The 21,991-nt window shown below is 54.8% G+C and carries 21 protein-coding genes; 8 read left to right on the top strand and 13 right to left on the bottom strand.

Going from position 1 to position 21,991, the window contains the following annotated elements; all coding sequences use genetic code 11:
• Nucleotides 1-8: 8 nt before the first annotated feature.
• The 9 genes from atpH to asnC all read right to left on the bottom strand — a co-directional run bounded on the left by atpH (nucleotide 9) and on the right by asnC (nucleotide 7,179).
• Nucleotides 9-542 (bottom strand): F0F1 ATP synthase subunit delta, encoded by a 534-nt coding sequence (gene atpH, locus IM271_RS12455; protein WP_003862369.1) that lies wholly within the window; start codon nucleotides 540-542, stop codon nucleotides 9-11.
• Between the two features lie 14 nt (nucleotides 543-556).
• Nucleotides 557-1,027: a F0F1 ATP synthase subunit B gene (gene atpF, locus IM271_RS12450; RefSeq protein WP_003862370.1), complete on the bottom strand. Its 471-nt coding sequence runs from the start codon at nucleotides 1,025-1,027 to the stop codon at nucleotides 557-559.
• Nucleotides 1,028-1,075: 48 nt separating this feature from the next.
• On the bottom strand, nucleotides 1,076-1,315 hold the full coding sequence (atpE, locus tag IM271_RS12445; protein WP_000429386.1) for a F0F1 ATP synthase subunit C: 240 nt from the start codon (nucleotides 1,313-1,315) through the stop codon (nucleotides 1,076-1,078).
• A 49-nt stretch (nucleotides 1,316-1,364) separates the two neighbouring features.
• Complete coding sequence (gene atpB / locus IM271_RS12440; RefSeq protein WP_028014916.1) at nucleotides 1,365-2,180, bottom strand: F0F1 ATP synthase subunit A; 816 nt, start codon at nucleotides 2,178-2,180, stop codon at nucleotides 1,365-1,367.
• A gap of 8 nt (nucleotides 2,181-2,188) precedes the next feature.
• Nucleotides 2,189-2,569 carry a F0F1 ATP synthase subunit I gene (gene atpI / locus IM271_RS12435; protein ID WP_008500194.1) on the bottom strand — a complete coding sequence of 127 codons (381 nt, stop codon included), beginning with the start codon at nucleotides 2,567-2,569 and terminating at the stop codon, nucleotides 2,189-2,191.
• A 616-nt stretch (nucleotides 2,570-3,185) separates the two neighbouring features.
• A complete protein-coding gene (gene rsmG / locus IM271_RS12430; RefSeq protein ID WP_028014915.1) occupies nucleotides 3,186-3,809 on the bottom strand; it encodes a 16S rRNA (guanine(527)-N(7))-methyltransferase RsmG in 624 nt (207 codons plus the stop codon).
• A 107-nt stretch (nucleotides 3,810-3,916) separates the two neighbouring features.
• Nucleotides 3,917-5,806, bottom strand: coding sequence for a tRNA uridine-5-carboxymethylaminomethyl(34) synthesis enzyme MnmG (gene mnmG, locus IM271_RS12425; protein ID WP_045261176.1), 1,890 nt, complete (start codon nucleotides 5,804-5,806; stop codon nucleotides 3,917-3,919).
• Between the two features lie 374 nt (nucleotides 5,807-6,180).
• Complete coding sequence (gene mioC, locus IM271_RS12420) at nucleotides 6,181-6,630, bottom strand: FMN-binding protein MioC (RefSeq protein WP_041911749.1); 450 nt, start codon at nucleotides 6,628-6,630, stop codon at nucleotides 6,181-6,183.
• 90 nt (nucleotides 6,631-6,720) lie between these two features.
• Nucleotides 6,721-7,179 carry a transcriptional regulator AsnC gene (asnC, locus tag IM271_RS12415; RefSeq protein ID WP_008500198.1) on the bottom strand — a complete coding sequence of 153 codons (459 nt, stop codon included), beginning with the start codon at nucleotides 7,177-7,179 and terminating at the stop codon, nucleotides 6,721-6,723.
• 151 nt (nucleotides 7,180-7,330) lie between these two features.
• Here asnC and asnA point away from each other — a divergent pair, with 151 nt between their 5' ends.
• The gene (asnA, locus tag IM271_RS12410; RefSeq protein WP_193052666.1) at nucleotides 7,331-8,323 is read left to right on the top strand and encodes an aspartate--ammonia ligase; all 993 of its coding nucleotides are present in this window, start codon (nucleotides 7,331-7,333) and stop codon (nucleotides 8,321-8,323) included.
• Here asnA and viaA read toward each other — a convergent pair whose 3' ends face one another.
• Together viaA and ravA are read right to left on the bottom strand one after the other, a co-directional pair.
• Entirely contained in the window at nucleotides 8,324-9,775 is a 1,452-nt protein-coding gene (viaA, locus tag IM271_RS12405) for an ATPase RavA stimulator ViaA (RefSeq protein WP_193052665.1), read from the bottom strand.
• Nucleotides 9,769-11,265 (bottom strand): ATPase RavA, encoded by a 1,497-nt coding sequence (gene ravA, locus IM271_RS12400; protein WP_045631286.1) that lies wholly within the window; start codon nucleotides 11,263-11,265, stop codon nucleotides 9,769-9,771. The genes viaA and ravA overlap by 7 nt, the downstream gene beginning before the upstream one ends.
• A 221-nt stretch (nucleotides 11,266-11,486) precedes the next feature.
• Here ravA and kup point away from each other — a divergent pair, with 221 nt between their 5' ends.
• The 7 genes from kup to rbsR all read left to right on the top strand — a co-directional run bounded on the left by kup (nucleotide 11,487) and on the right by rbsR (nucleotide 19,437).
• Nucleotides 11,487-13,355 carry a low affinity potassium transporter Kup gene (gene kup / locus IM271_RS12395; protein WP_041911753.1) on the top strand — a complete coding sequence of 623 codons (1,869 nt, stop codon included), beginning with the start codon at nucleotides 11,487-11,489 and terminating at the stop codon, nucleotides 13,353-13,355.
• A 227-nt stretch (nucleotides 13,356-13,582) separates the two neighbouring features.
• Complete coding sequence (gene rbsD, locus IM271_RS12390; RefSeq protein ID WP_193052664.1) at nucleotides 13,583-14,002, top strand: D-ribose pyranase; 420 nt, start codon at nucleotides 13,583-13,585, stop codon at nucleotides 14,000-14,002.
• A gap of 7 nt (nucleotides 14,003-14,009) precedes the next feature.
• Complete coding sequence (gene rbsA / locus IM271_RS12385) at nucleotides 14,010-15,515, top strand: ribose ABC transporter ATP-binding protein RbsA (protein WP_193052699.1); 1,506 nt, start codon at nucleotides 14,010-14,012, stop codon at nucleotides 15,513-15,515.
• Between the two features lie 4 nt (nucleotides 15,516-15,519).
• Nucleotides 15,520-16,485, top strand: a complete 966-nt coding sequence (rbsC, locus tag IM271_RS12380; RefSeq protein ID WP_006808742.1) for a ribose ABC transporter permease — start codon at nucleotides 15,520-15,522, stop codon at nucleotides 16,483-16,485.
• Nucleotides 16,486-16,512: 27 nt separating this feature from the next.
• The gene (gene rbsB, locus IM271_RS12375; protein ID WP_010426610.1) at nucleotides 16,513-17,403 is read left to right on the top strand and encodes a ribose ABC transporter substrate-binding protein RbsB; all 891 of its coding nucleotides are present in this window, start codon (nucleotides 16,513-16,515) and stop codon (nucleotides 17,401-17,403) included.
• Nucleotides 17,404-17,511: 108 nt separating this feature from the next.
• The gene (gene rbsK, locus IM271_RS12370) at nucleotides 17,512-18,441 is read left to right on the top strand and encodes a ribokinase (protein WP_045631283.1); all 930 of its coding nucleotides are present in this window, start codon (nucleotides 17,512-17,514) and stop codon (nucleotides 18,439-18,441) included.
• A gap of 3 nt (nucleotides 18,442-18,444) precedes the next feature.
• Nucleotides 18,445-19,437: a ribose operon transcriptional repressor RbsR gene (gene rbsR / locus IM271_RS12365; protein WP_028014905.1), complete on the top strand. Its 993-nt coding sequence runs from the start codon at nucleotides 18,445-18,447 to the stop codon at nucleotides 19,435-19,437.
• On the opposite strand, the gene mdtD is transcribed toward rbsR, so the two are convergent.
• Nucleotides 19,403-20,836: a multidrug transporter subunit MdtD gene (gene mdtD, locus IM271_RS12360; protein WP_193052663.1), complete on the bottom strand. Its 1,434-nt coding sequence runs from the start codon at nucleotides 20,834-20,836 to the stop codon at nucleotides 19,403-19,405. The genes rbsR and mdtD overlap by 35 nt on opposite strands.
• The gene (locus tag IM271_RS12355) at nucleotides 20,833-21,540 is read right to left on the bottom strand and encodes a FadR/GntR family transcriptional regulator (protein ID WP_028014903.1); all 708 of its coding nucleotides are present in this window, start codon (nucleotides 21,538-21,540) and stop codon (nucleotides 20,833-20,835) included. The genes mdtD and IM271_RS12355 overlap by 4 nt, the downstream gene beginning before the upstream one ends.
• Between the last annotated feature and the right edge of the window lie 451 nt (nucleotides 21,541-21,991).

The raw sequence follows: 21,991 nt of genomic DNA, 5'->3' as shown, positions 1-21,991 counted from the left end.
CAGTCCCCTTAAGACTGCAAGACGTCTGCAAGGCGCTCAAGACGGCCGCGTACGCTGCCATCAATGACCATATCACCCGAGCGGATGATTACGCCTGCCATTACAGACTTATCGATTTTGCAATTCAGCTTAACTTTGCGTGACAGACGTTTTTCCATCGCGGCGGTGATTTTCGCAAGCTGTTCGTCACTCAGTTCAGTCGCGGAAGTCACTTCGACTTCTGCAGTTGCTTCACTAAGGGCACGTAAGTGCTCAAACTGCTCGAGAACATCCGGGAGCACACGGAGACGACCATTTTCTGCCATGACCTTAATTAGGTTCTGGCCGTTGGCATCCAGTTGCTCTCCGCACACGGCGATAAACGACGCGGCGAGGGTTTCAGGCGCTAACGCACCGGAAAGCAACTCGGCCATTTGTTCGTTTTTCGTCACCTCAGCGGCAAACGCCAGCATATTCTGCCAGCGATCGACATTTTGGTGTTCGACAGCAAAGTCAAAAGCTGCTTTGGCGTAGGGGCGAGCTACCGTAACAAATTCAGACATCAGCCCCTCCCTCCTTACAGTTCAGCGACAAGTTTGTCCACGATGTCGCTGTTAGCAGCTTCATCCACGGAACGTTCGATGATCTTCTCGGCGCCAGCAACAGCCAGAATCGCAACCTGCTTACGCAGTTCTTCACGAGCACGTTTACGCTCAGCTTCAATTTCAGCCTGAGCCTGTGTCACGATCTTAGTACGTTCCTGTTCTGCTTCAGCTTTGGCTTCGTCCAGGATCTGAGAACGGCGCTTGTTAGCCTGTTCAATGATTACCTGAGCTTCAGCTTTCGCTTTTTTCAGCTGGTCTGTCGCGTTGGCCTGTGCAAGGTCCAAATCTTTCTTAGCGCGTTCTGCGGAAGCCAGACCGTCAGCAATTTCTTTCTGACGTTTTTCGATGGCAGCCATTAAAGGCGGCCATACATACTTCATGCAGAACCAGACAAAGAGAATAAACGCGATGGCCTGGCCGAGGATTGTTGCGTTCATGTTCACAGCACAATACCTCTTAAATTTCTGTGGCTTGGGGTTTTAAAACAACTACTACGCGACAGCAAACATCACGTACAGACCCAGACCTACAGCGATCATTGGGATAGCATCCACCAGACCCATAACGATAAAGAACTGAGTACGCAGCAGAGGAATCAGATCAGGTTGACGCGCTGCGCCTTCCAGGAATTTACCTCCGAGGATGCCGATACCGATCGCAGCACCGATAGCCGCCAGACCCATCATCACAGCGGCAGCCATGTACAGCAGATCCATATTCAGGTTTTCCATGACAGTCTCCAGTTTGTTTCAATTAAAACGTAGTAGTGTTGGTAAAAAATCAGTGCTCTTCAGACGCCATCGACAGATAGACGATCGTCAGAACCATGAAGATAAAGGCTTGCAGCGTAATGATCAGGATGTGGAAAATGGCCCATGGCACATTCAGAACCCACTGTGACCACCACGGCAGAAGACCCGCGATCAGAATGAAAATCAGCTCACCCGCATACATGTTGCCGAACAGTCGCAGACCCAGTGAAACAGGTTTGGACAGCAGGCTAACGCCTTCCAGGATCAGGTTGACCGGAATAAACGCCCAGTGGTTGAACGGCTGCAAGGTAAGCTCTTTCACAAAGCCGCTTACGCCTTTCATTTTGATGCTGTAGAAAAGAATCAGGATAAACACGCCCAGCGCCATAGACAGGGTGATGTTCACGTCCGCAGACGGTACAACACGCAGCGCAGGCAGGCCGAAGATGTGCTCGCCGATGAACGGCAGCAGGTCAATTGGCAGCAGGTCCATCAGGTTCATCAGGAAGACCCAAACGAACACGGTCAGGGCCAGCGGAGCAATCAGCTTGCTCTTACCATGGTACATGTCTTTCACGCTGCCATGGACGAAGCCGATGATCATCTCAACGAACGTCTGGAATTTCCCTGGAACACCGCTGGTCGCTTTTTTAGCAACGCTGCGGAACATGGCCAGGAACAGAAGACCCAAAACCACCGAGAAGAACATGGAGTCGATGTTGATCGTCCAGAAGGTGGCCGGGGGGTTATGTGGATCCACCAGCGAGAATGTACGCAGGTCCAGCTGAAGGTTATTCAGATGGTGACCTATGTAATCCTGCGGCGTCATATTTTCTGAAGCCATGATGCCTTTTACCCTTTGTTATTGATTACAGCTGGAGCCAGAACTTGTACCACCAGCACCAAAACCCACGTTGCTATCAGCGGCATGAATACCACTTTCAAAACCGCCAGCGCCATCACCAGTAGAGCAAAGGTCAGCAACACCTTACACACTTCGCCGAGGGCGAAGGACCAGGCCACGCGGCCTTTGGCGGGTGTATGCGCCTGATGACGCCAGGCAAAAATCATAAACAACACGTTTGGCAGTACGACCGCCAAACCCCCGCACACGGCGGAGATGCCCCAGAAGGGGTCTTTGAGGCTAAACAGCAGTCCACTTGCTATCACAGCCAGAAACTGAATGAACAGAAGCTTACGAGCAACGTTTCTACTCAAGAGCGACACAGACATCACGTTTTTACTCCTGCTCCCTTCGAGGTATGCCGCGTGTCGTATAAAACGTCCTTTAAGGCTCAGAGTCAAGCATCAAAAAGCGGACAAATTATACGGTGCGTACCCGTGATTTCAAACATTAAGTAGCGAAAAGGTGAATAAATGTTTAAATATTTTTCCCCAGCGCTATTTTTTAACTTTCGTAGAAAGCATCGACCTTCGAGCAAAACTGCAAACAGCGCGAAAACGTTGACTACAAAGCGTGCACGAGATCACAAAACACACATTTGCGATAAGGTTGTATTTATCAAAGCCGTAAATCGCCCAGAATTATCTTTCTGAAATTAAACACAAAATATCGCAACTATTTTCAAAACAGCCCCGTACACAATAAAAACCTTTTATTGACATTCTTAATAAATAATTAACATTGCGTTCTGGTTACAGCCTTCAACTGTTAGCAGGGTGATATTTTCATAGTTGACTATCTTCGCGATGAATAATCGACGTGAGGTTAACCGCAAGAAAATCCCTGGTAAAAAAGCGGTTAAACGCTCTCTGGTAAATCCCGGGTAGTTGTGCTGTTTTTTAACATACTCAGAACAGCACAAATTCCACATTTTTTATTATTTTTTTAAAAATTGTTTGGCTTAATTATCACCAGATGACGTTCACCGTCGAGCTGCGGAACGTTTAATTTCTCGATGGTTTCAACGCTAAAACCGTCCGGAAGCTGTTCAATTTCATCACCGGGCAGCTGTCCTTTCAGCGCATAAAAACGGCCATCTTCTGCCGGAAGATGCTTACACCAGCTCACCATGTCATTGAGCGAAGCAAACGCACGGCTGATAACGCCGTCAAACGGCGGCTCTGCCGGAAACTCCTCTACCCTGCTCTGTACGGGCGTGATGTTATCGAGCTTCAGTTCATGCTGAACCTGGCGTAAAAAGCGCACGCGCTTGCCCAGGCTGTCCAGCAGCGTGAAATGGCTCTCGGGTCGGACAATCGACAGCGGAACGCCCGGCAAACCCGGCCCCGTCCCCACGTCGATAAAACGTCCACCTTTCAGGTACGGCGCCACCACGATACTATCGAGAATATGGCGAACCAGCATCTCGTTGGGATCGCGCACAGACGTCAGGTTGTACGCTTTATTCCATTTGTTCAGCATATCGACATACGCCACCAGCTGGTTTTTCTGGTGATCGGTGAGCGAAATACCTGCCTGATCCAGCAGACGAGAGAGTTTGTTGAGCACGGTGAATACCTGTTGAGAGTTTTTTTGCCCGGTGGCGCTGCCGCTTACCGGGCCTACGAGTAAGTAGGGCGGGTCAGCGAAGCGCCACCCGCCAAAAGCAATGTCAATTACGCGCTACGGCGCAGCATGCCCTGCTTTTTCAGCCACACCAGCAGGATCGAAATCGCTGCCGGCGTAACGCCCGAGATACGGGAGGCCTGGCCAATCGATACCGGTTTGTGATCGTTCAGCTTAGCGATCACTTCGTTGGAAAGGCCCGTCACCTGACGGTAGTCCAGCATTTCCGGCAGCAGCGTGTTTTCGTTGCGCTGCTGTTTTTCGATCTCATCCTGCTGACGCGCGATGTAGCCTTCGTACTTCACCTGAATTTCGACCTGCTCGGCAGCTTCAGCGTCTTCAAGGCCCGGTGCGAACGCAGTCAGTTTGACCAGATTCTCGTAGGTGACTTCAGGACGACGCAGCAGATCTTCGCCGCTGGCTTCACGCGACAGCGGCGCTGTTAAGTGAGCGTTCACTTCGGCAGCGGTTTCCGCCTGTGGGTTTACCCACGTGGTTTTCAGGCGCTGACGTTCCTGTTCAATTCGTTCCAGCTTCTCGTTAAAGCGCGCCCAGCGTTCGTCATCCACCAGACCCAGCTCGCGGCCTATCTCGGTCAGACGCAGGTCGGCGTTGTCCTCGCGCAGCATCAGACGATATTCCGCGCGAGAGGTAAACATACGGTACGGTTCTTTGGTGCCCAGCGTGCAGAGATCGTCGACCAAAACGCCCAGATAGGCCTGAGAACGCGCCGGCGCCCAGCCCTCTTTCTCGGCAGAGAAGCGGGCAGCGTTCAGACCGGCAAGCAACCCCTGCGCTGCGGCTTCTTCGTAGCCGGTGGTGCCGTTGATCTGCCCCGCGAAGAACAGACCGTGGATGAATTTGCTCTCCAGCGTCGGCTTCAGGTCACGCGGGTCGAAGAAATCGTACTCAATAGCGTAGCCAGGGCGAACGATTTTCGCATTCTCCATCCCCTGCATTGAGCGAACAATTTGCATCTGCACGTCGAATGGCAGGCTGGTGGAGATGCCGTTCGGGTAAATTTCGTTCGAGGTCAGCCCTTCCGGCTCCAGGAAGATCTGGTGCTGGTTACGATCGGCAAAGCGCATCACTTTGTCTTCGATCGACGGGCAGTAACGTGGGCCGATCCCTTCGATCACGCCAGCGTACATTGGGCTGCGATCGAGGTTATTGCGGATCACGTCATGGGTTTTTTCGTTGGTATGCGTGATGTAGCACGGTACCTGCTGCGGGTGTTGCGCCGCGTTGCCCATGAACGAGAAAACCGGCATCGGGTTATCGCCGTGCTGTTGGGCCAGTACGCTGAAATCAATGGTGCGCGCATCGATACGCGGCGGCGTGCCGGTTTTCAGACGGCTGACGCGCAGCGGCAGTTCACGCAGACGACGAGACAGCGGAATGGACGGCGGATCGCCAGCACGGCCACCGCTGTAGTTGTCCAGACCAATATGGATTTTGCCGTCCAGGAATGTCCCGACCGTTAGCACCACGGCTTTGGCGCGGAACTTGAGGCCCATCTGGGTCACGGCGCCCACGACGCGATCGTTCTCAACGATAAGATCTTCTACCGCCTGCTGGAAGATCATCAGGTTCGGCTGGTTCTCCAGCGCGGTGCGCACGGCCTGACGATAAAGCACGCGGTCTGCCTGCGCACGAGTGGCGCGAACAGCAGGGCCTTTACTCGCGTTTAGTATCCTAAACTGAATGCCCGCATGATCGATCGCTTTCGCCATCAGGCCGCCAAGTGCATCCACTTCTTTTACCAGGTGTCCTTTCCCAATGCCGCCAATCGCCGGATTACAGGACATTTGTCCCAGCGTGTCGATATTGTGTGTCAAAAGCAGGGTCTGCTGACCCATTCGCGCTGCGGCCATTGCGGCCTCAGTGCCTGCATGACCCCCGCCAATGATGATGACGTCAAAAGGATCCTGATAAAACATGGTGGTCTGCCTCGCGTAAAGCGGTATGAAAATGGATTGAAGCCCGGGCCGTGGATTCTACTCAACTTTAGTCTTTCGAGAAAGCATTGGGATCCTGGGCTATTAAAAAGAAGATCTTTTTATTTAGAGATCTGTTCTATTGTGATCTCTTATTAGGATCGCGGACACGTGTGGATAAGTCCGATCCTGCAAATAAGATCATGCAGTTAGGAAGGATCGTTTGCTGTGAATGATCGGTGATCCAGGACCGTATAAGCTGGGATCAGATCGCGACTTTATGCACAGGCCAAAAACGACGCTAGGGTTGTTCTTTGGATAACTACGGGTTAATACGAGCTTTTAACCAGAGTTATCCACATCTGTTCGCGCGATCTTTAATCGTTTTTGAGTAAATTTTTCCATTCCGCGAGCCAGATCTCGGCTGGATCTTCCGGAATGTCATGATCGAGGATGTTGATCTTGAGCGTTTCACCCAGCTGTTTTGCTCCGCAAGCGGTAACAGCGGCTTCGACCTTCTCTATTGCCCCGCAAAAGGTGTCATATTCACGACTGCCGATCCCCACTGCGCCAAAACGGACGTTTGACAGGTCGGGCTGCTGTTCCAGCAGTTCGTCATATAAAGGTTGCAGGTTATCCGGCAGATCGCCCGCGCCGTGCGTGGAGGTGATCAGCAGCCAGACCCCGTCAGCCGGGAGATCTTCAAGCAGCGGCCCGTGCAGCGTTTGTGTAGAAAAGCCTGCATCTTCCAGCTTTTCAGCCAGATGTTCCGCTACGTATTCCGCACCGCCAAGAGTGCTGCCGCTGATAAGGGTAATGTCCGCCATTGATCGCTCGCTCAGATAAAGAGGGGATCATTGTACGCTGTGAACGAGCTGGGATCTACCTGTGGAAAATGTGGGAATGAATTTGCCCGATCACGGGCGGATGGTACGCATGATCGGGTTTTGCAGGGAGATCAGTGTCTCGGTGGACTGAATTTCATCGATTGTTTGGATCTTGTTGATAAGTACCTGCTGGAGGGCATCGATGGAGCGGCACATCACCTTAATAAAGATGCTGTAGTGCCCGGTGGTGTAGTACGCCTCGGTGACTTCATCGAGCGCGTTCAGCTTTGCCAGCGCGGAGGGGTAATCTTTTGCGCTTTTAAGAATAATGCCGATGAAGCAGCAGACGTCGTAACCCAGCTGCTTCGGGCTGACGTCGATGCGCGCACCGGTAATGATCCCTGCCTGCTTCATCTTCTCTACGCGAACGTGAATGGTTCCCGGGCTGACGCCAAACTGTTTCGCCAGTTCGGCGTAGGCTGTACGGGCATTGGCCATTAAGGCCTCAAGGATGCCGCGGTCCAGATTGTCGATCTGATAATTTTCCATAGCTTTTTCTTATGAAGATTAATGAATACGTCTATTCTAGCGTCTTATTTTAACGAATCAAAAGTGAAGGTGGCTTTTTGTTGATGGGTTATTGAATTAAGTGTCGGTTCTGTTGCTTAATCATTATCAACAGGACGCAGGAGTATAAATAATGAAAACCGCTTACATCGCAAAACAACGCCAGATCAGTTTCGTAAAATCCCATTTTTCCCGCCAGCTGGAAGAGAAGCTTGGTCTTATTGAAGTTCAGGCGCCGATTCTGAGCCGCGTGGGTGACGGGACGCAGGATAACCTGTCTGGTTGCGAAAAAGCGGTACAGGTAAAAGTGAAAACACTGCCAGACGCCCAGTTCGAAGTGGTGCATTCCCTGGCGAAGTGGAAGCGTCAAACCCTGGGACAACACGACTTCAGCGCGGGCGAAGGGCTCTACACGCACATGAAAGCCCTTCGCCCCGATGAAGACCGCCTCTCCCCGATTCACTCTGTCTACGTTGACCAGTGGGACTGGGAGCGCGTAATGGGTGACGGCGAGCGTCATGTCGGCACGCTGAAATCCACCGTTGAGGCGATCTACGCGGGGATCAAAGCGACCGAAGCGGCCGTGAGCAAAGAGTTTGGTCTGGTACCGTTCCTGCCGGATACGATCCACTTTGTCCACAGCCAGGAACTGCTGAGCCGCTTCCCGGATCTGGATGCCAAAGGCCGCGAGCGGGCGATCGCCAAAGAGCTGGGCGCGGTATTTCTGATTGGCATCGGCGGCAAACTGTCTGATGGCAAACGTCACGACGTGCGTGCGCCGGATTATGATGACTGGAGCACCGCGGGCGAAAGCGAATATGCCGGTCTGAACGGCGATATTCTGGTCTGGAACCCGGTTCTGGAAGATGCGTTTGAGCTCTCTTCGATGGGAATCCGCGTGGATGCAGAGGCGCTGAAGCGCCAGCTGGCGGTGACCGGTGATGAAGATCGCCTTCAATTAGAGTGGCATCAGGCGCTGTTGCGCGGTGAAATGCCGCAGACCATCGGCGGCGGTATCGGGCAGTCCCGTCTGACCATGCTGCTGCTGCAACTGTCTCACATTGGTCAGGTGCAGTGTGGCGTCTGGCCGCAGCAGGTACGTGAAAGCGTCGATTTTCTTCTTTAATTAACGCCGCCAGCGTCTGAGCAGGCGGCTACGCAACCCGGTATCAAAGCGCCAGATATGATCGAAGATGCGCATGATGCCGGGTTTTCCATGTGCGGACATCGCCACGGCATGAAAACGGTGCTGTTGCACGCGCTGCAGCTCCTTCACTTTATTTACCACATCTTCCGGCAGCCGCTGGGCAATGAAATCGGAAATCACCACCGCGTCAGCGTCGTACCAGTCGCCGCCCTGCATCCGTTCTACAATGCTGCGAAAACAGCTGGCCAGATCGGTGCCGCCGCGAAAACGCTGGCTTAAAAAGCGGATGGCCTGCTCAATGCCCTGCTGGTTCGTCAGCTCGTAGCCCACGACTTCGCTGGAGAAGAGCATGATAAAGCAGCGACGGCGGTCAGCGAGCGCCACGCGCATCAGCGCCAGACAGAACGCCTTCGCACACTGCTCGTTAAAGCCGCCCATTGAGCCGGACGTATCCACGCAGACAATAAACGGCCCGCGCGGCTGCTCATCAAAGTCCTGATGCACGACCGGGCGCTGGCTGAGCTTCTCTCGCCAGGCTTCGCCGTGCAGCCGATAGGTGAGAAGCTGTTTTTCCACCAGCCGCCGGTAAAACTCATACTCCAGTTCGGTCATCCCCAGCGTGCTTAGCTCGGTCGGCAGCAGGCGCAGGATGTCATCGCTTTGCTGGAGTCCGTCGACCTGCTCCGGCACGGTAGCCGGTTCGCGTACAAGGGTGCGGAAGGTTTCCATCGGGGCATCCTTCTTTGGGACCGATTTGGCCTCTCGCGAGCGGCCGAGCTGTTCCGCGAGCTTCATCAGCTCCGGCTGCTGGGTAAGAAAGTCGCCGTACTTCACGATCAGCTGATAATCCCCGCGCCGCAGCTGCCCGGCGCTCATATCCCAGAGGCGACCAGCGGCGTTTTCATTTTCTACCAGCACCTCTTCGAGCTGGCCACTCAGCGTCATGCGTTCCTGGACTTCGCTGAGCAGCTGTTCCCGCTCTTCATCCAGAAGCTGTTGGTTCAGCGTGGTAGCCTGGACGACCAGGCTCAGGCGCCAGCGCTGTAAAAAGAGCGTGTGCAGCGCCGGGGTAAAGGTGACGTTTTCTGTGACCAGCGTTCTGGCCTGGCTGGCAAACGGAGAGTGGACTTTATTGAGCAGGGTAAGGGTTTGCGGGATCTGGACGATAAACTGTGGCGTCGATAGCCGCTGACACTGCTGATAGGCCGCGACTTCCTCCGTCAGTTCGGGCGGGACTTCTGTCTCCTTAAACCGCTGCCGCAGATTGTCGCGCCAGCGCGGGAGATCGTCCGTCATCGCTTTTTTGAGCTTCGGGAATTTTTCAAAGAAGGCCGCCAGCTGCGGCGATGCCAGAAGGGTAATCACCACCTCCTCGATCAACCCTTCCTCGCTGACGGCCAGCATCATATTGAGCGTGTCCAGCGTTAGCATTGACGCGCCTGTTTTATCTGCGCGCTGACGTCCTGCAGGCTGGCTTCAATGCGACCTAGCCAATCGCTATGAATAAAGAGGCATTTTTGCTGCTCGCTGAAGCGGGTGTGCTGCTGATGCCATTCGGTATCCAGCGCTTCCAGCTGCTGTTTAATCTCTTCCGGCACGCTGTCCGAGGCGGTGCCGGGAAGCGCAAGACGCGATCCCTGAAGGCTCACGTCGCGGATCACCAGGTGCTGACTGCTGTCCACTTCCATATTCAGCGGCTGCGCGAAACCGATGCCGTTGAGCTTTCCGCGGATCTCCCCGCCCTTATCCAGCCACTGCGCCAGCGGCTCGCGTTCAATCGTAATGTGCACCACCTGCATATCATGCAGCTTGAGGGGCTGCTGGAGCAGCAGTGTCAGCGTCGTGCCGGTCAGATCGGCGGGTAGCTCGTAATGCGGTTTGCGGGCGAACATGCCGCCCAGTCGGTTCACTTTTAGCGCGGTTTTATCGCTTTGCTGCTGCTGGAGCTGAATGCGCCGTTGGGCAATCGCCCCCAGCTGGTTGAGCATCGCCTGCTGCCCCCAGGCGTGCCCGGTCATCAAAACGTCCAGCTGCTGCTGCATCAGGTTCATGCCTTCTGCGTCGTGCCAGAGGCAGTCTTTTAGCAGGATCAGATCTATAGGGGCGACCGCGTCGCGACCGCTGAACAGCGCGCTGGCCTGGAGCAGACGGATCGCTTTTTTCCATCGACGATCCGAGACGTACGGGGCGGAAGGCAGGGAATCAAGCTGCTGGCGCAGCATGAAGATCAGTTCAAAGACGGCGTCGGGCAGCTTAATTTTGCCGATCTCGTCCTGCCACTGATGGTACTCCTCGTCCGTCACCTGCAGTGAAGGTGCCACCGGGTTTTCGTTTTCGTCCTGCTGGCTCACCAGCATTGAACGGAAGTTTGATTTATCCTGGACTTTATCCAGCCACAGGCGGATCAGCATGCGGTCATACAGCGCTTCCAGGCTGCTGTCGGCTTCGGGCAGTTCGTTTGACGCGGCCACCAGCAGGCGCATGGGGATCTTCTCTTCGCTCGCGCCGTTGCGGAAGCGACGTTCGTTGATTGCCGTCAGCAGGGTATTCAGAATGGCCGGGCCGGCTTTCCAGATCTCATCAAGAAAGACGATTTCCGCTTCCGGGAGATAGCCCGCCGTCAGACGCTCATAGCGCCCTTCATCTTTCAGCGCCTGAATAGAAAGCGGGCCGAAAACTTCTTCTGGCGTGGAGAAGCGCGTCATCAAATACTCGAATGCGCGAGCGTTCTGGAAAGCGAACTTTAGGCGGCGTGCAATCAAACTTTTGGCAATGCCCGGCGGTCCCAGCAGAAATACGCTTTCACCGCTCAATGCCGCCAGCAGGCAAAGGCGAATGGCGTGGCTACGCTCGTAAAGGCCTTTCTCCAGCGCGCTGCTGAGGCGGGAAATTCTTTCTGCTAATAAATGTGAGTGAGCCATAATAGTTTTGCATCCTTTCGCCGTTGTGGCGGCCAATTGAAGCGAGTATAGACGTTTCAGTCAGGGCTGGTAATAGGCTGAAGTGCGGCGCAATTTTCTTTGCGCTACATTAATGCGGTTGCATTTAGGGGTACGATTTTGCAATGAATCGTGCATACTGTGCGCTTTTTGTGGACCAAGGGACAGGAACACATTTGTTATTTAAACGAAAAGACTAGTCTATGAGCACTGATAATAAGCAATCATTACCCGCAATAACGCTTGCGGCGATCGGGGTTGTCTACGGTGATATCGGCACCAGCCCACTTTATACGCTTCGTGAATGTTTGTCCGGCCAGTTTGGCTTTGGTGTTGAGCGCGATGCCGTGTTTGGCTTCCTGTCCCTCATCTTCTGGCTGCTGATTCTGGTCGTTTCCGTTAAATATCTCTCCTTCGTTATGCGTGCAGATAATGCGGGCGAAGGCGGGATCCTGACCCTGATGTCCCTTGCCGGTCGCAATACTTCGGCCAGAATGACGTCTGTGCTGGTGATTATCGGCCTGATAGGTGGCAGCTTCTTCTACGGGGAAGTGGTGATAACGCCGGCTATCTCGGTGCTCTCGGCGATTGAAGGGCTGGAGATTATTGCCCCGCAGCTTGATGCCTGGGTTGTCCCGCTGGCAATCATCGTGTTGACGCTGCTGTTCATGATCCAGAAACACGGTACCGGGCTGGTGGGCAAACTGTTTGCGCCGATTATGCTGGCCTGGTTCCTGATCCTGGCGGCGCTCGGTTTGCGCAGCATTATCGCGAACCCGGACGTGCTGCATGCGCTGAACCCTTACTGGGCGGTGCATTTCTTCCTTGAATACAAAGTGGTTTCCTTCGTGGCGCTGGGTGCGGTCGTGCTCTCCATTACAGGTGTGGAGGCGCTCTATGCTGACATGGGGCATTTCGGGAAGCTGCCTATCCGCGTGGCATGGTTTATTGTGGTACTCCCGTCGCTGGTGCTGAACTACTTCGGTCAGGGCGCGCTGTTGCTCAAGAACCCGGAAGCGATTAAGAACCCATTCTTCCTGCTGGCACCTGACTGGGCGCTGGTGCCTATGCTGATCCTCGCAACGCTGGCGACCGTGATAGCCTCTCAGGCGGTGATTTCCGGGGTGTTCTCTCTGACCCGTCAGGCCGTTCGTCTGGGATATCTCTCGCCAATGCGCATCATCCATACCTCAGAGATGGAGTCGGGCCAGATCTACATCCCGTTCGTTAACTGGCTGCTCTACTTCGCTGTTGTGATCGTGATTGTTAGCTTCGAACACTCCAGTAATCTGGCGGCGGCCTACGGTATTGCCGTGACCGGTACGATGGTGCTGACGTCGCTTCTCTCCACCACGGTGGCGTACCGCAACTGGCACTGGAATAAGTTCCTCGTGGGGATGATTCTGGTGGGCTTCCTGTGCATTGACGTGCCGCTGTTCTCTGCGAACCTCGACAAAATTGTCTCCGGTGGCTGGCTGCCGCTGACGCTGGGCCTGTTGATGTTCATTGTCATGACCACATGGAAAAGCGAGCGCTTCCGCCTGCTGCGCCGCATGCATGAGCACGGTAATTCTCTGGAGGCGATGATCGCGTCGCTTGAGAAATCCCCGCCGGTGCGCGTGCCGGGTACCGCGGTTTACATGTCTCGTGCCCTGAATGTGATCCCGTTTGCGCTGATGCATAACCTTAAGCACAACAAAGTGCTGCACGAGCGCGTGATCCTGCTGACGCTGCGCACCGAAGATGCGCCGTACGTTCACAACGTGCGCCGCGTACAGATTGAGCAGCTGTCCCCGACCTTCTGGCGCGTGGTGGCGAGCTACGGCTGGCGCGAAACGCCGAACGTGGAAGAGGTGTTCCACCGCTGCGGTCTGGAAGGGTTAAGCTGCCGGATGATGGAGACGTCGTTCTTTATGTCGCACGAGTCGCTGATCATCGGCAAGCGCCCATGGTACCTGCGTCTGCGCGGCAAGCTGTATCTGATCCTGCAGCGTAACGCCCTGCGCGCGCCTGACCAGTTTGAGATCCCGCCTAACCGCGTCATTGAGCTGGGGACGCAGGTTGAGATTTAAGTCTCCGTGCGGCCTGATGCCCTCACCCCGTCCCTCTCCCACAGGGAGAGGGCGCAAACATCTAAAACGGTAACCTGACGGTTACCGTTTTGCATTTACCTCCCCCTCCATTTCACTTAGCGAAACGTTTCGACGTTGATCACAAATCCGTTACGTCATGATGGTTTTCTGAACATTTATGCGGCTACACTGTTTTTAGCGAAACGTTTCGCTAGTGGAGCAAGAAAATGAAGAAAGGCACGGTTCTCAACTCAGAAATCGCATCGGTTATTTCCCGTCTTGGGCATACCGATACGCTGGTGGTTTGCGATGCAGGCTTACCGGTTCCGCGCAGCACAACCCGTATCGATATGGCGTTAACGCAGGGCGTGCCCTCGTTTATGCAGGTACTGGAGGTGGTGACGGCGGAGATGCAGGTTGAGGCGGCCATTCTCGCGGCGGAAATCAAACAACATAATCCGCAACTCCACGAAACGTTGCTCAGCCACATTGAGCAACTGCAACAACACCAGGGAAACACCATAGAAATTCGTTACACAACGCACGAACAGTTCAAACAACAAACCGCAGACAGTCAGGCGGTGATTCGCAGCGGGGAGTGTTCCCCGTATGCGAATATCATTCTCTGTGCTGGCGTCACCTTCTGAGGCCATCATGGACGCATTACTGCAACTCAAAGGGATCGATAAGTCGTTCCCGGGCGTAAAAGCCCTCTCCGGTGCGGCGCTTAACGTCTACCCAGGACGCGTGATGGCGCTGGTGGGCGAAAACGGTGCCGGCAAATCCACCATGATGAAAGTGCTGACCGGGATCTACCAGCGTGATGCCGGTTCACTCGTTTGGCTGGGTAAAGAAACCACCTTTAACGGCCCGAAATCCTCTCAGGAAGCGGGCATCGGCATTATTCACCAGGAGCTGAACCTCATCCCGCAGCTCACCATTGCGGAAAACATCTTCCTGGGCCGCGAGTTCGTGAACCGGTTCGGCAAAATCGACTGGAAAACCATGTACGCCGAAGCGGACAAGCTGCTGGCGAAGCTGAACCTGCGCTTTAAGAGTGACCGTCTGGTGGGCGACCTTTCCATCGGCGATCAGCAGATGGTGGAAATCGCGAAGGTGCTGAGCTTCGAGTCGAAGGTCATCATTATGGATGAACCGACCGATGCCCTGACCGATACCGAAACCGAATCCCTGTTCCGCGTGATCCGCGAGCTGAAAGCGCAGGGACGCGGCATTGTCTATATCTCTCACCGCATGAAAGAGATCTTCGAAATTTGCGACGACGTTACCGTCTTCCGCGACGGCCAGTTTATCGCCGAGCGCGAAGTGGCGACGCTGACCGAAGATACGCTGATCGAAATGATGGTGGGACGTAAGCTCGAAGACCAATATCCGCATCTGGACAAAGTGCCGGGCGAGATCCGCCTGAAGGTAGATAACCTCTGCGGCCCAGGCGTAAACGATGTGACCTTTACCCTGCGTCAGGGCGAGATCCTGGGCGTGGCGGGCCTGATGGGCGCGGGCCGTACCGAGCTGATGAAAGTGCTGTACGGCGCACTGCCGCGCACCAGCGGTTACGTTACTCTTGACGGCCATGAAGTGGTGACCCGCTCGCCGCAGGACGGGCTGGCGAACGGCATTGTCTATATCTCCGAAGACCGCAAGCGCGACGGCTTAGTGCTGGGCATGTCGGTGAAAGAGAATATGTCCCTCACCGCGCTGCGCTATTTCAGCCACAGCGGCGGCAGCCTGAAGCATAAAGATGAGCAGCAGGCGGTCAGTGATTTTATCCGTCTCTTTAACGTTAAAACCCCGTCGATGGAGCAGGCTATTGGCCTGCTTTCCGGCGGGAATCAGCAGAAAGTGGCGATTGCCCGCGGGCTGATGACGCGCCCGAAGGTGCTGATCCTCGACGAGCCAACCCGCGGCGTGGACGTGGGCGCGAAAAAAGAGATCTATCAGCTGATTAACCAGTTCAAGGGCGACGGTCTGAGCATCATTCTGGTTTCTTCCGAGATGCCAGAAGTATTAGGCATGAGCGATCGCATTATCGTCATGCATGAAGGGCATCTCGGCGGTGAATTCACTCGCGAGCAGGCCACCCAGGAAGTTCTGATGGCTGCCGCTGTGGGCAAGCTTAATCGCGTGAATCAGGAGTAAGAAGATGACTACCCAGGCTGTTTCTGGTCGCCGCTATTTCACAAAGGCATGGCTGATGGAACAAAAATCGCTGATTGCCCTGCTGGTGCTGATCGCGATTGTCTCGACCATGAGCCCGAACTTTTTTACCGTCAATAATCTGTTCAACATTCTGCAGCAGACGTCGGTGAACGCCATTATGGCGGTCGGCATGACGCTGGTGATTTTGACCTCGGGTATCGATCTGTCCGTCGGTTCCCTGCTGGCGCTCACCGGTGCGATCGCCGCTTCAATTGTGGGAATTGAGGTCAACGCGCTGGTGGCCGTTGCGGCTGCACTGGCGGCTGGCGCGGCGATTGGTGCCGTTACCGGCGTGATTGTGGCAAAAGGCCGCGTTCAGGCGTTTATCGCCACGCTGGTGATGATGCTGCTGCTGCGCGGTGTGACCATGGTTTACACCAACGGTAGCCCGGTGAATACCGGGTTTACGGATAACGCGGATCTGTTTGGCTGGTTCGGTATCGGTCGCCCGCTGGGTGTCCCGACCCCGGTCTGGATCATGGCTATCGTCTTCCTGGCGGCGTGGTACATGCTGCACCATACCCGCCTGGGCCGTTATATCTATGCGCTGGGTGGTAACGAAGCGGCCACGCGCCTGTCCGGTATCAGCGTTAATAAAGTCAAAATTATCGTGTACTCCCTGTGCGGCCTGCTGGCGTCACTGGCGGGCATCATCGAAGTGGCGCGCCTCTCTTCCGCGCAGCCGACGGCGGGGACGGGGTACGAGCTGGATGCCATCGCGGCGGTGGTTCTGGGCGGTACGAGCCTTGCGGGCGGTAAAGGTCGCATTGTTGGGACATTGATCGGCGCACTGATCCTCGGTTTCCTGAATAATGGTTTGAATTTGTTAGGTGTTTCCTCCTATTACCAGATGATCGTTAAGGCAGTGGTGATTTTGCTGGCGGTACTGGTAGACAACAAAAAACAGTAACTGACGACACTACAGGACATCTTAGATATGAACATGAAAAAACTGGCTACCCTGGTTTCCGCTGTCGCGCTGAGCGCAACCGTAAGTGCTAACGCCATGGCGAAAGATACCATCGCGCTGGTTGTCTCTACCCTGAACAACCCGTTCTTCGTCTCCCTGAAGGACGGTGCGCAGAAAGAAGCGGACAAACTGGGCTACAACCTGGTGGTGCTGGATTCACAGAACAACCCGGCGAAAGAGCTGGCTAACGTTCAGGACTTAACCGTTCGTGGCACCAAAATTCTGCTGATCAACCCAACCGATTCTGATGCCGTAGGCAACGCCGTGAAGATGGCAAACCAGGCGAAAATTCCGGTGATCACTCTGGACCGTCAGGCAACGAAAGGCGAAGTTGTGAGCCACATTGCGTCTGATAACGTGCTGGGCGGTAAAATTGCTGGTGACTACATCGCGAAGAAAGCCGGTGAAGGCGCGAAAGTTATCGAACTGCAGGGTATCGCCGGTACTTCCGCGGCCCGTGAACGTGGTGAAGGCTTCCAGCAGGCCGTGGCTGCACACAAATTCAACGTGCTGGCCAGCCAGCCGGCAGACTTCGACCGTACTAAGGGTCTGAACGTCATGCAGAACCTGCTGACCGCGCATCCAGATGTGCAGGCGGTATTTGCACAGAACGATGAAATGGCGCTGGGCGCGCTGCGTGCCCTGCAGACCGCAGGTAAATCAGATGTGATGGTTGTCGGATTTGACGGCACGCCGGATGGTGAAAAAGCAGTAAATGATGGCAAACTGGCTGCGACCATCGCTCAGCTGCCTGAGCAGATTGGCGCGACTGGCGTTGAAACTGCCGACAAAGTGCTGAAGGGCGAAAAAGTTCAGGCCAAATATCCTGTTGACCTGAAGCTGGTCATTAAGCAGTAAAGGCGATTCAGGCAGTCGCTGGCTGCCTGAGGGACACCAAATAAAAGAAAAGTGTGGCATACGCCACCGGGTAATACCGGTGGCGCTCTCAGATGGACACCTCAATACATGAAAACCGCAGGCAACCTCGTCGTCCTTGGCAGTATCAATGCCGATCACATTCTTAACCTTGAAACGTTCCCCACTCCGGGCGAAACCGTCACCGGCAATCAGTATCAGGTCGCGTTTGGCGGTAAGGGCGCAAACCAGGCAGTTGCCGCCGGGCGCAGCGGGGCGAATATCGCGTTTATCGCCTGTACGGGTGATGACGATACCGGCGAGCGCGTACGCAAGCAGCTGGCAAGTGACAACATCGATACTGCACCCGTCAGCGTTGTTGAAGGGGAATCTACCGGTGTGGCGCTGATCTTCGTCAATGCGGAAGGTGAGAATGTCATCGGTATTCATGCAGGGGCTAACGCCGCGTTAACGACTGAACGCGTCGAAGCGCAGCGTGGGATCATCGCCGGAGCGGAAGCCCTGCTGATGCAGCTGGAGTCTCCGGTTGAAAGCGTGCTGACCGCCGCGAAAATTGCGCATGAAAATCATACCACTGTCGTACTTAACCCTGCGCCTGCCCGTGTATTATCAGATGAACTGCTGGCGCTGGTAGACATCATTACGCCGAACGAAACCGAAGCGGAAAAGCTGACGGGCATTCGCGTTGAAAATGACAATGATGCCGCGCGTGCGGCGAAAGTGCTGCATGCAAAAGGCATCGGGACCGTTATCATTACTCTTGGTAGCCGCGGGGTGTGGGCTAGCGTCAATGGCGAAGGCCGTCGCGTGCCGGGCTTTAAGGTCAAAGCCATTGATACCATCGCCGCTGGAGACACCTTCAACGGTGCGCTGGTGACGGCATTGCTGGAAGGAAAAGCGATGGATGACGCGATCCGCTTTGCGCATGCCGCCGCCGCGATTGCGGTGACGCGCAAAGGCGCACAGCCTTCCGTTCCGTGGCGTAAAGAGATCGATGAATTCTTAAGTCAGCAGGGGTAACGCTTGGCTACGATGAAAGATGTCGCCCGCATGGCGGGCGTTTCTACTTCGACCGTCTCTCACGTTATTAATAACGACCGCTTCGTCAGCGAGGCGATTCGGGAGAAAGTCGAAGCCGCAGTAAAAGATCTCAACTATGCGCCGTCGGCGCTGGCGCGCAGTCTGAAGCTTAACCAGACGCGCACCATCGGCATGCTGATCACGGCCAGTACCAATCCTTTCTATTCTGAACTTGTTCGTGGCGTAGAGCGCAGCTGCTTCGAGCGTGGCTACAGTCTGGTGCTGTGCAATACTGAAGGCGACGAGCAGCGCATGAACCGCAACCTGGAAACGCTGATGCAAAAACGCGTCGACGGGCTGCTGCTGCTCTGTACCGAAACGCATCAACCTTCAAAAGAGATCATTCAGCGCTATCCTTCTATTCCCACGGTAATGATGGACTGGGCGCCGTTCGACGGGACCAGCGATCTGATTCAGGATAACTCGCTGCTGGGCGGCGATATGGCGACGCAGCACCTGATTGATAAAGGCCATACCCGCATTGCCTGCATTACCGGCCCGCTGGATAAAACCCCGGCGCGCTTGCGTCTGGAAGGCTATCTTTCGGCAATGGAGCGGGCAGGGCTTGCCATTCCTGATGGCTATCGCATCACCGGCGATTTCGAGTTTAACGGCGGTTTCGAGGCAATGCAGACGCTGCTGGCGCAAGAGCCTCGCCCGCAGGCGGTGTTTATCGGCAACGATGCGATGGCGTTTGGTGCCTATCAGGCGCTGTATCAGGCGGGACTGCGCGTTCCGGACGATATGGCGATCGTCGGTTACGATGATATCGAACTGGCGCGCTACATGACGCCGCCGCTGACCACGATCCATCAGCCGAAGGATGAACTGGGTGAGCTGGCCATCGACGTATTGATCCACCGTATGGCGCAGCCCACGCTGCAACAGCAACGTTTGCAGCTTACTCCTGTTCTGATGGAACGCGGTTCGGTTTAGCTTTCTCTTTGTGACGCTCTTTAATCAGGTTCCGGCCATCTTTCGGTTTTAACAACATAAAGACCAGCGCCGACACCACGGTAAGCGCGCCCATGGTGATAAAGGTATAGTGGAACTGCTCAACGGTATTCGTGCCGTCAAACCCTTCATAAAACCGCAGCACCGCCGCGCTCACGGCTACCCCGAGGCTGATCGACAGCTGTTGGGTCACCGCCAGTACGCTGTTGCCGCTGCTCGCGTTCTCGTCGGTCAGGTCCGCAAGGGTGATGGTGTTCATCGACGTGAACTGCGTTGACATCGCCATTCCCAGCACAAACAGCGGCAGGATCAACATCCAGACCGGTAACGCCGCGGATTGCAGCGAGAACTGCGCAATCATCAGACCGATAAAGACCGTCACGCCAATCAGCGTTTTACGATAGCCAAACCAGCGCAGTACCTGTGTGACCGTCGATTTCGCCAGAATGGAACCCATTGCCGTGGGCGCCATCATGCAGCCGGCAATCAGCGCCGGGTAGCCGAACCCCACCTGCAGCATCAATGGCATCAGGAACGGTACGCAGCCCGTGCCCAGACGTGAGGCAATATTGCCCGCGATCCCGACGGAAAAGGTTCGGGTGTTAAAGAGAGATAAAGAGATAAGCGGTGTCGGGTGACGACGCGCATGGCGTATATAAAGAAGGAACAGCAGAATACCACTGAGGATGACGGCGAGCGCCAGCCACGTTTCAACGAGCTTCTCGCCAATGAGCTCCATGCCACTGGAGAACAGCACCAGGCTCAGTCCAAACAGAAAAAAGCCGCCCATATCGAAGCTGCGCCTTGGCGTGGTGAAGTTCGGCATATATTTGCGGGCATAGATCAGCCCTGCCACGCCAATCGGAATATTAATCAGGAAAATCCAGTGCCAGCTTGCCCAGGTAACCAGCACACCCCCGAGGACCGGGCCAAGTATTGGGCCGACCAGCCCTGGCATGGTGACAAAGTTGAGTACGGGGAGCAGTTCGCTGCGTGGGTAGGCACGCAGCAAAGCGAGGCGCGCCACCGGCATCATCATCGCGCCGCCTATTCCCTGCAGTACGCGAAAGATAACCAGCTCCGTTAATGAAGTGGAGAGCGCGCAGGCCAGTGAACCGAGCGTAAAGAGCGTTACGGCCAGCATGAAAACTCTGCGGGTACCGAAGCGATCGGCCAGCCAGCCACTTACCGGGATCAACATCGCCACCGTGAGGGTGTAGCTAATGATGGCGGACTGCATTGCCAGCGGGGAGCGGTTAAGGCTTTGCGCAATGGCGGGAAGCGCCGTATTGAGGATGGTGGCATCCAGTGCCTGCATAAAGAACGCCATGGCTGCAATCCACGGCAATCCGGCCATGCTGCGCGCTTTTTTCTCTGTCATTTATTTACCTGCTGGTGGGTTGGTGCGGTCAGCAATGCCTGACATGCAGTCAGGGCTCGCTGCCCGTCGCTCTCCTGAATGGCATCTACTATCGCCTGATGCAAATCCAGCTTTACCACTTCGTCTTGTGTAATAGAGGTAAAGTAGGTGTGGTACACCGAATGGAATAACGAAGCAAAGGAAGTGAGGAACGGATTGGCGCTCATCATATAGATATGTTCATGCCAGGCCATATCGACCTCAATCCATCGTTCCCGGTTGAAGTGTTTTTTCAGGAACACCATCTCTTCCATGAGTGCGTTAAGCTGCGCTTTCTGCTCTGCTGTCCCGAGCGTGGCGGCAAGCAGGCATGCCTGAGGTTCAAGGCTGCTGCGCATTACAAGAAAGTGATCGACGACCTGATGAAAGTTGTCTTCGGTCATCCACCAGGAGAGCAGCTCCTGATCGAGAAAATTCCAGTTATTCTGTGGCATCACGCGCGTGCCAATACGAGGGCGTGGAAGCACCATACCTTTTGCCGTCAGGGTTTTCACCGCCTCGCGAACCGCGGTACGGCTTACTCCAAACTGCTCACCCAGCTCCAATTCACCCGGCAGGATGCTCCCCGGGGCATATTTACCCGCTAAAATCCGCTGCGCCAGCTTTTCTGCCAGCACATAGGACAGATTTTTTTGGGCGGCCAGCTGTTGTGCGCTTAATGGCATCGCTTTTATTCCTTAATGTTTCATGCTGTTAATTATGCCACCTCGAATGTGATTGTGGTTGCAGATACATCAAATAGAACAATTTGTAGCTTGATATCACCTCTGTTGGTGAAAAAAAACACGGTCAGAAACTTTTTTTGAATTTCCTCTTGTCACTTCAGAATAACGCCCTATAATGCGCCTCCACTGACACGGAACAACGGCACACACGCCGCCGGGTCAGCAGAGAAAAGCGAAATAAATGCTTGACTCTGAAGCGGGAAAGCGTAATATGCACACCCCGCGCCGCAGCGAAAACGAAGCGGGACTGCTCTTTAACAATTTATCAGACAATCTGTGTGGGCACTCAAAGTGACATGGATTCTTAACGTCGCAAGACGAAAAATGAATACCAAGTCTCTGAGTGAACATACGTAATTCATTACGAAGTTTAATTCACGAGCATCAAACT

Origin of the sequence: Enterobacter cloacae complex sp. I3 (assembly GCF_014896175.1) — a bacterium.
Classification (GTDB): Bacteria; Pseudomonadota; Gammaproteobacteria; order Enterobacterales; family Enterobacteriaceae; genus Enterobacter; species Enterobacter bugandensis.
Note: the sequence above shows the minus strand (reverse complement) of the source record. Positions and strands in the feature narration are given on the sequence as shown.

Excerpts from the sequence above, each read along its gene's own strand:
- atpH (WP_003862369.1), bottom strand. The coding sequence starts at position 542 with ATGTCTGAATTTGTTACGGTAGCTCGCCCCTACGCCAAAGCAGCTTTT.
- atpE (WP_000429386.1), bottom strand. The coding sequence starts at position 1,315 with ATGGAAAACCTGAATATGGATCTGCTGTACATGGCTGCCGCTGTGATG.
- atpB (WP_028014916.1), bottom strand. The coding sequence starts at position 2,180 with ATGGCTTCAGAAAATATGACGCCGCAGGATTACATAGGTCACCATCTG.
- atpI (WP_008500194.1), bottom strand. The coding sequence starts at position 2,569 with ATGTCTGTGTCGCTCTTGAGTAGAAACGTTGCTCGTAAGCTTCTGTTC.
- mnmG (WP_045261176.1), bottom strand. The coding sequence starts at position 5,806 with ATGTTTTATCAGGATCCTTTTGACGTCATCATCATTGGCGGGGGTCAT.
- mioC (WP_041911749.1), bottom strand. The coding sequence starts at position 6,630 with ATGGCGGACATTACCCTTATCAGCGGCAGCACTCTTGGCGGTGCGGAA.
- asnC (WP_008500198.1), bottom strand. The coding sequence starts at position 7,179 with ATGGAAAATTATCAGATCGACAATCTGGACCGCGGCATCCTTGAGGCC.
- asnA (WP_193052666.1), top strand. The coding sequence starts at position 7,331 with ATGAAAACCGCTTACATCGCAAAACAACGCCAGATCAGTTTCGTAAAA.
- viaA (WP_193052665.1), bottom strand. The coding sequence starts at position 9,775 with ATGCTAACGCTGGACACGCTCAATATGATGCTGGCCGTCAGCGAGGAA.
- ravA (WP_045631286.1), bottom strand. The coding sequence starts at position 11,265 with ATGGCTCACTCACATTTATTAGCAGAAAGAATTTCCCGCCTCAGCAGC.
- kup (WP_041911753.1), top strand. The coding sequence starts at position 11,487 with ATGAGCACTGATAATAAGCAATCATTACCCGCAATAACGCTTGCGGCG.
- rbsD (WP_193052664.1), top strand. The coding sequence starts at position 13,583 with ATGAAGAAAGGCACGGTTCTCAACTCAGAAATCGCATCGGTTATTTCC.
- rbsA (WP_193052699.1), top strand. The coding sequence starts at position 14,010 with ATGGACGCATTACTGCAACTCAAAGGGATCGATAAGTCGTTCCCGGGC.
- rbsC (WP_006808742.1), top strand. The coding sequence starts at position 15,520 with ATGACTACCCAGGCTGTTTCTGGTCGCCGCTATTTCACAAAGGCATGG.
- rbsB (WP_010426610.1), top strand. The coding sequence starts at position 16,513 with ATGAACATGAAAAAACTGGCTACCCTGGTTTCCGCTGTCGCGCTGAGC.
- rbsK (WP_045631283.1), top strand. The coding sequence starts at position 17,512 with ATGAAAACCGCAGGCAACCTCGTCGTCCTTGGCAGTATCAATGCCGAT.
- mdtD (WP_193052663.1), bottom strand. The coding sequence starts at position 20,836 with ATGACAGAGAAAAAAGCGCGCAGCATGGCCGGATTGCCGTGGATTGCA.
- IM271_RS12355 (WP_028014903.1), bottom strand. The coding sequence starts at position 21,540 with ATGCCATTAAGCGCACAACAGCTGGCCGCCCAAAAAAATCTGTCCTAT.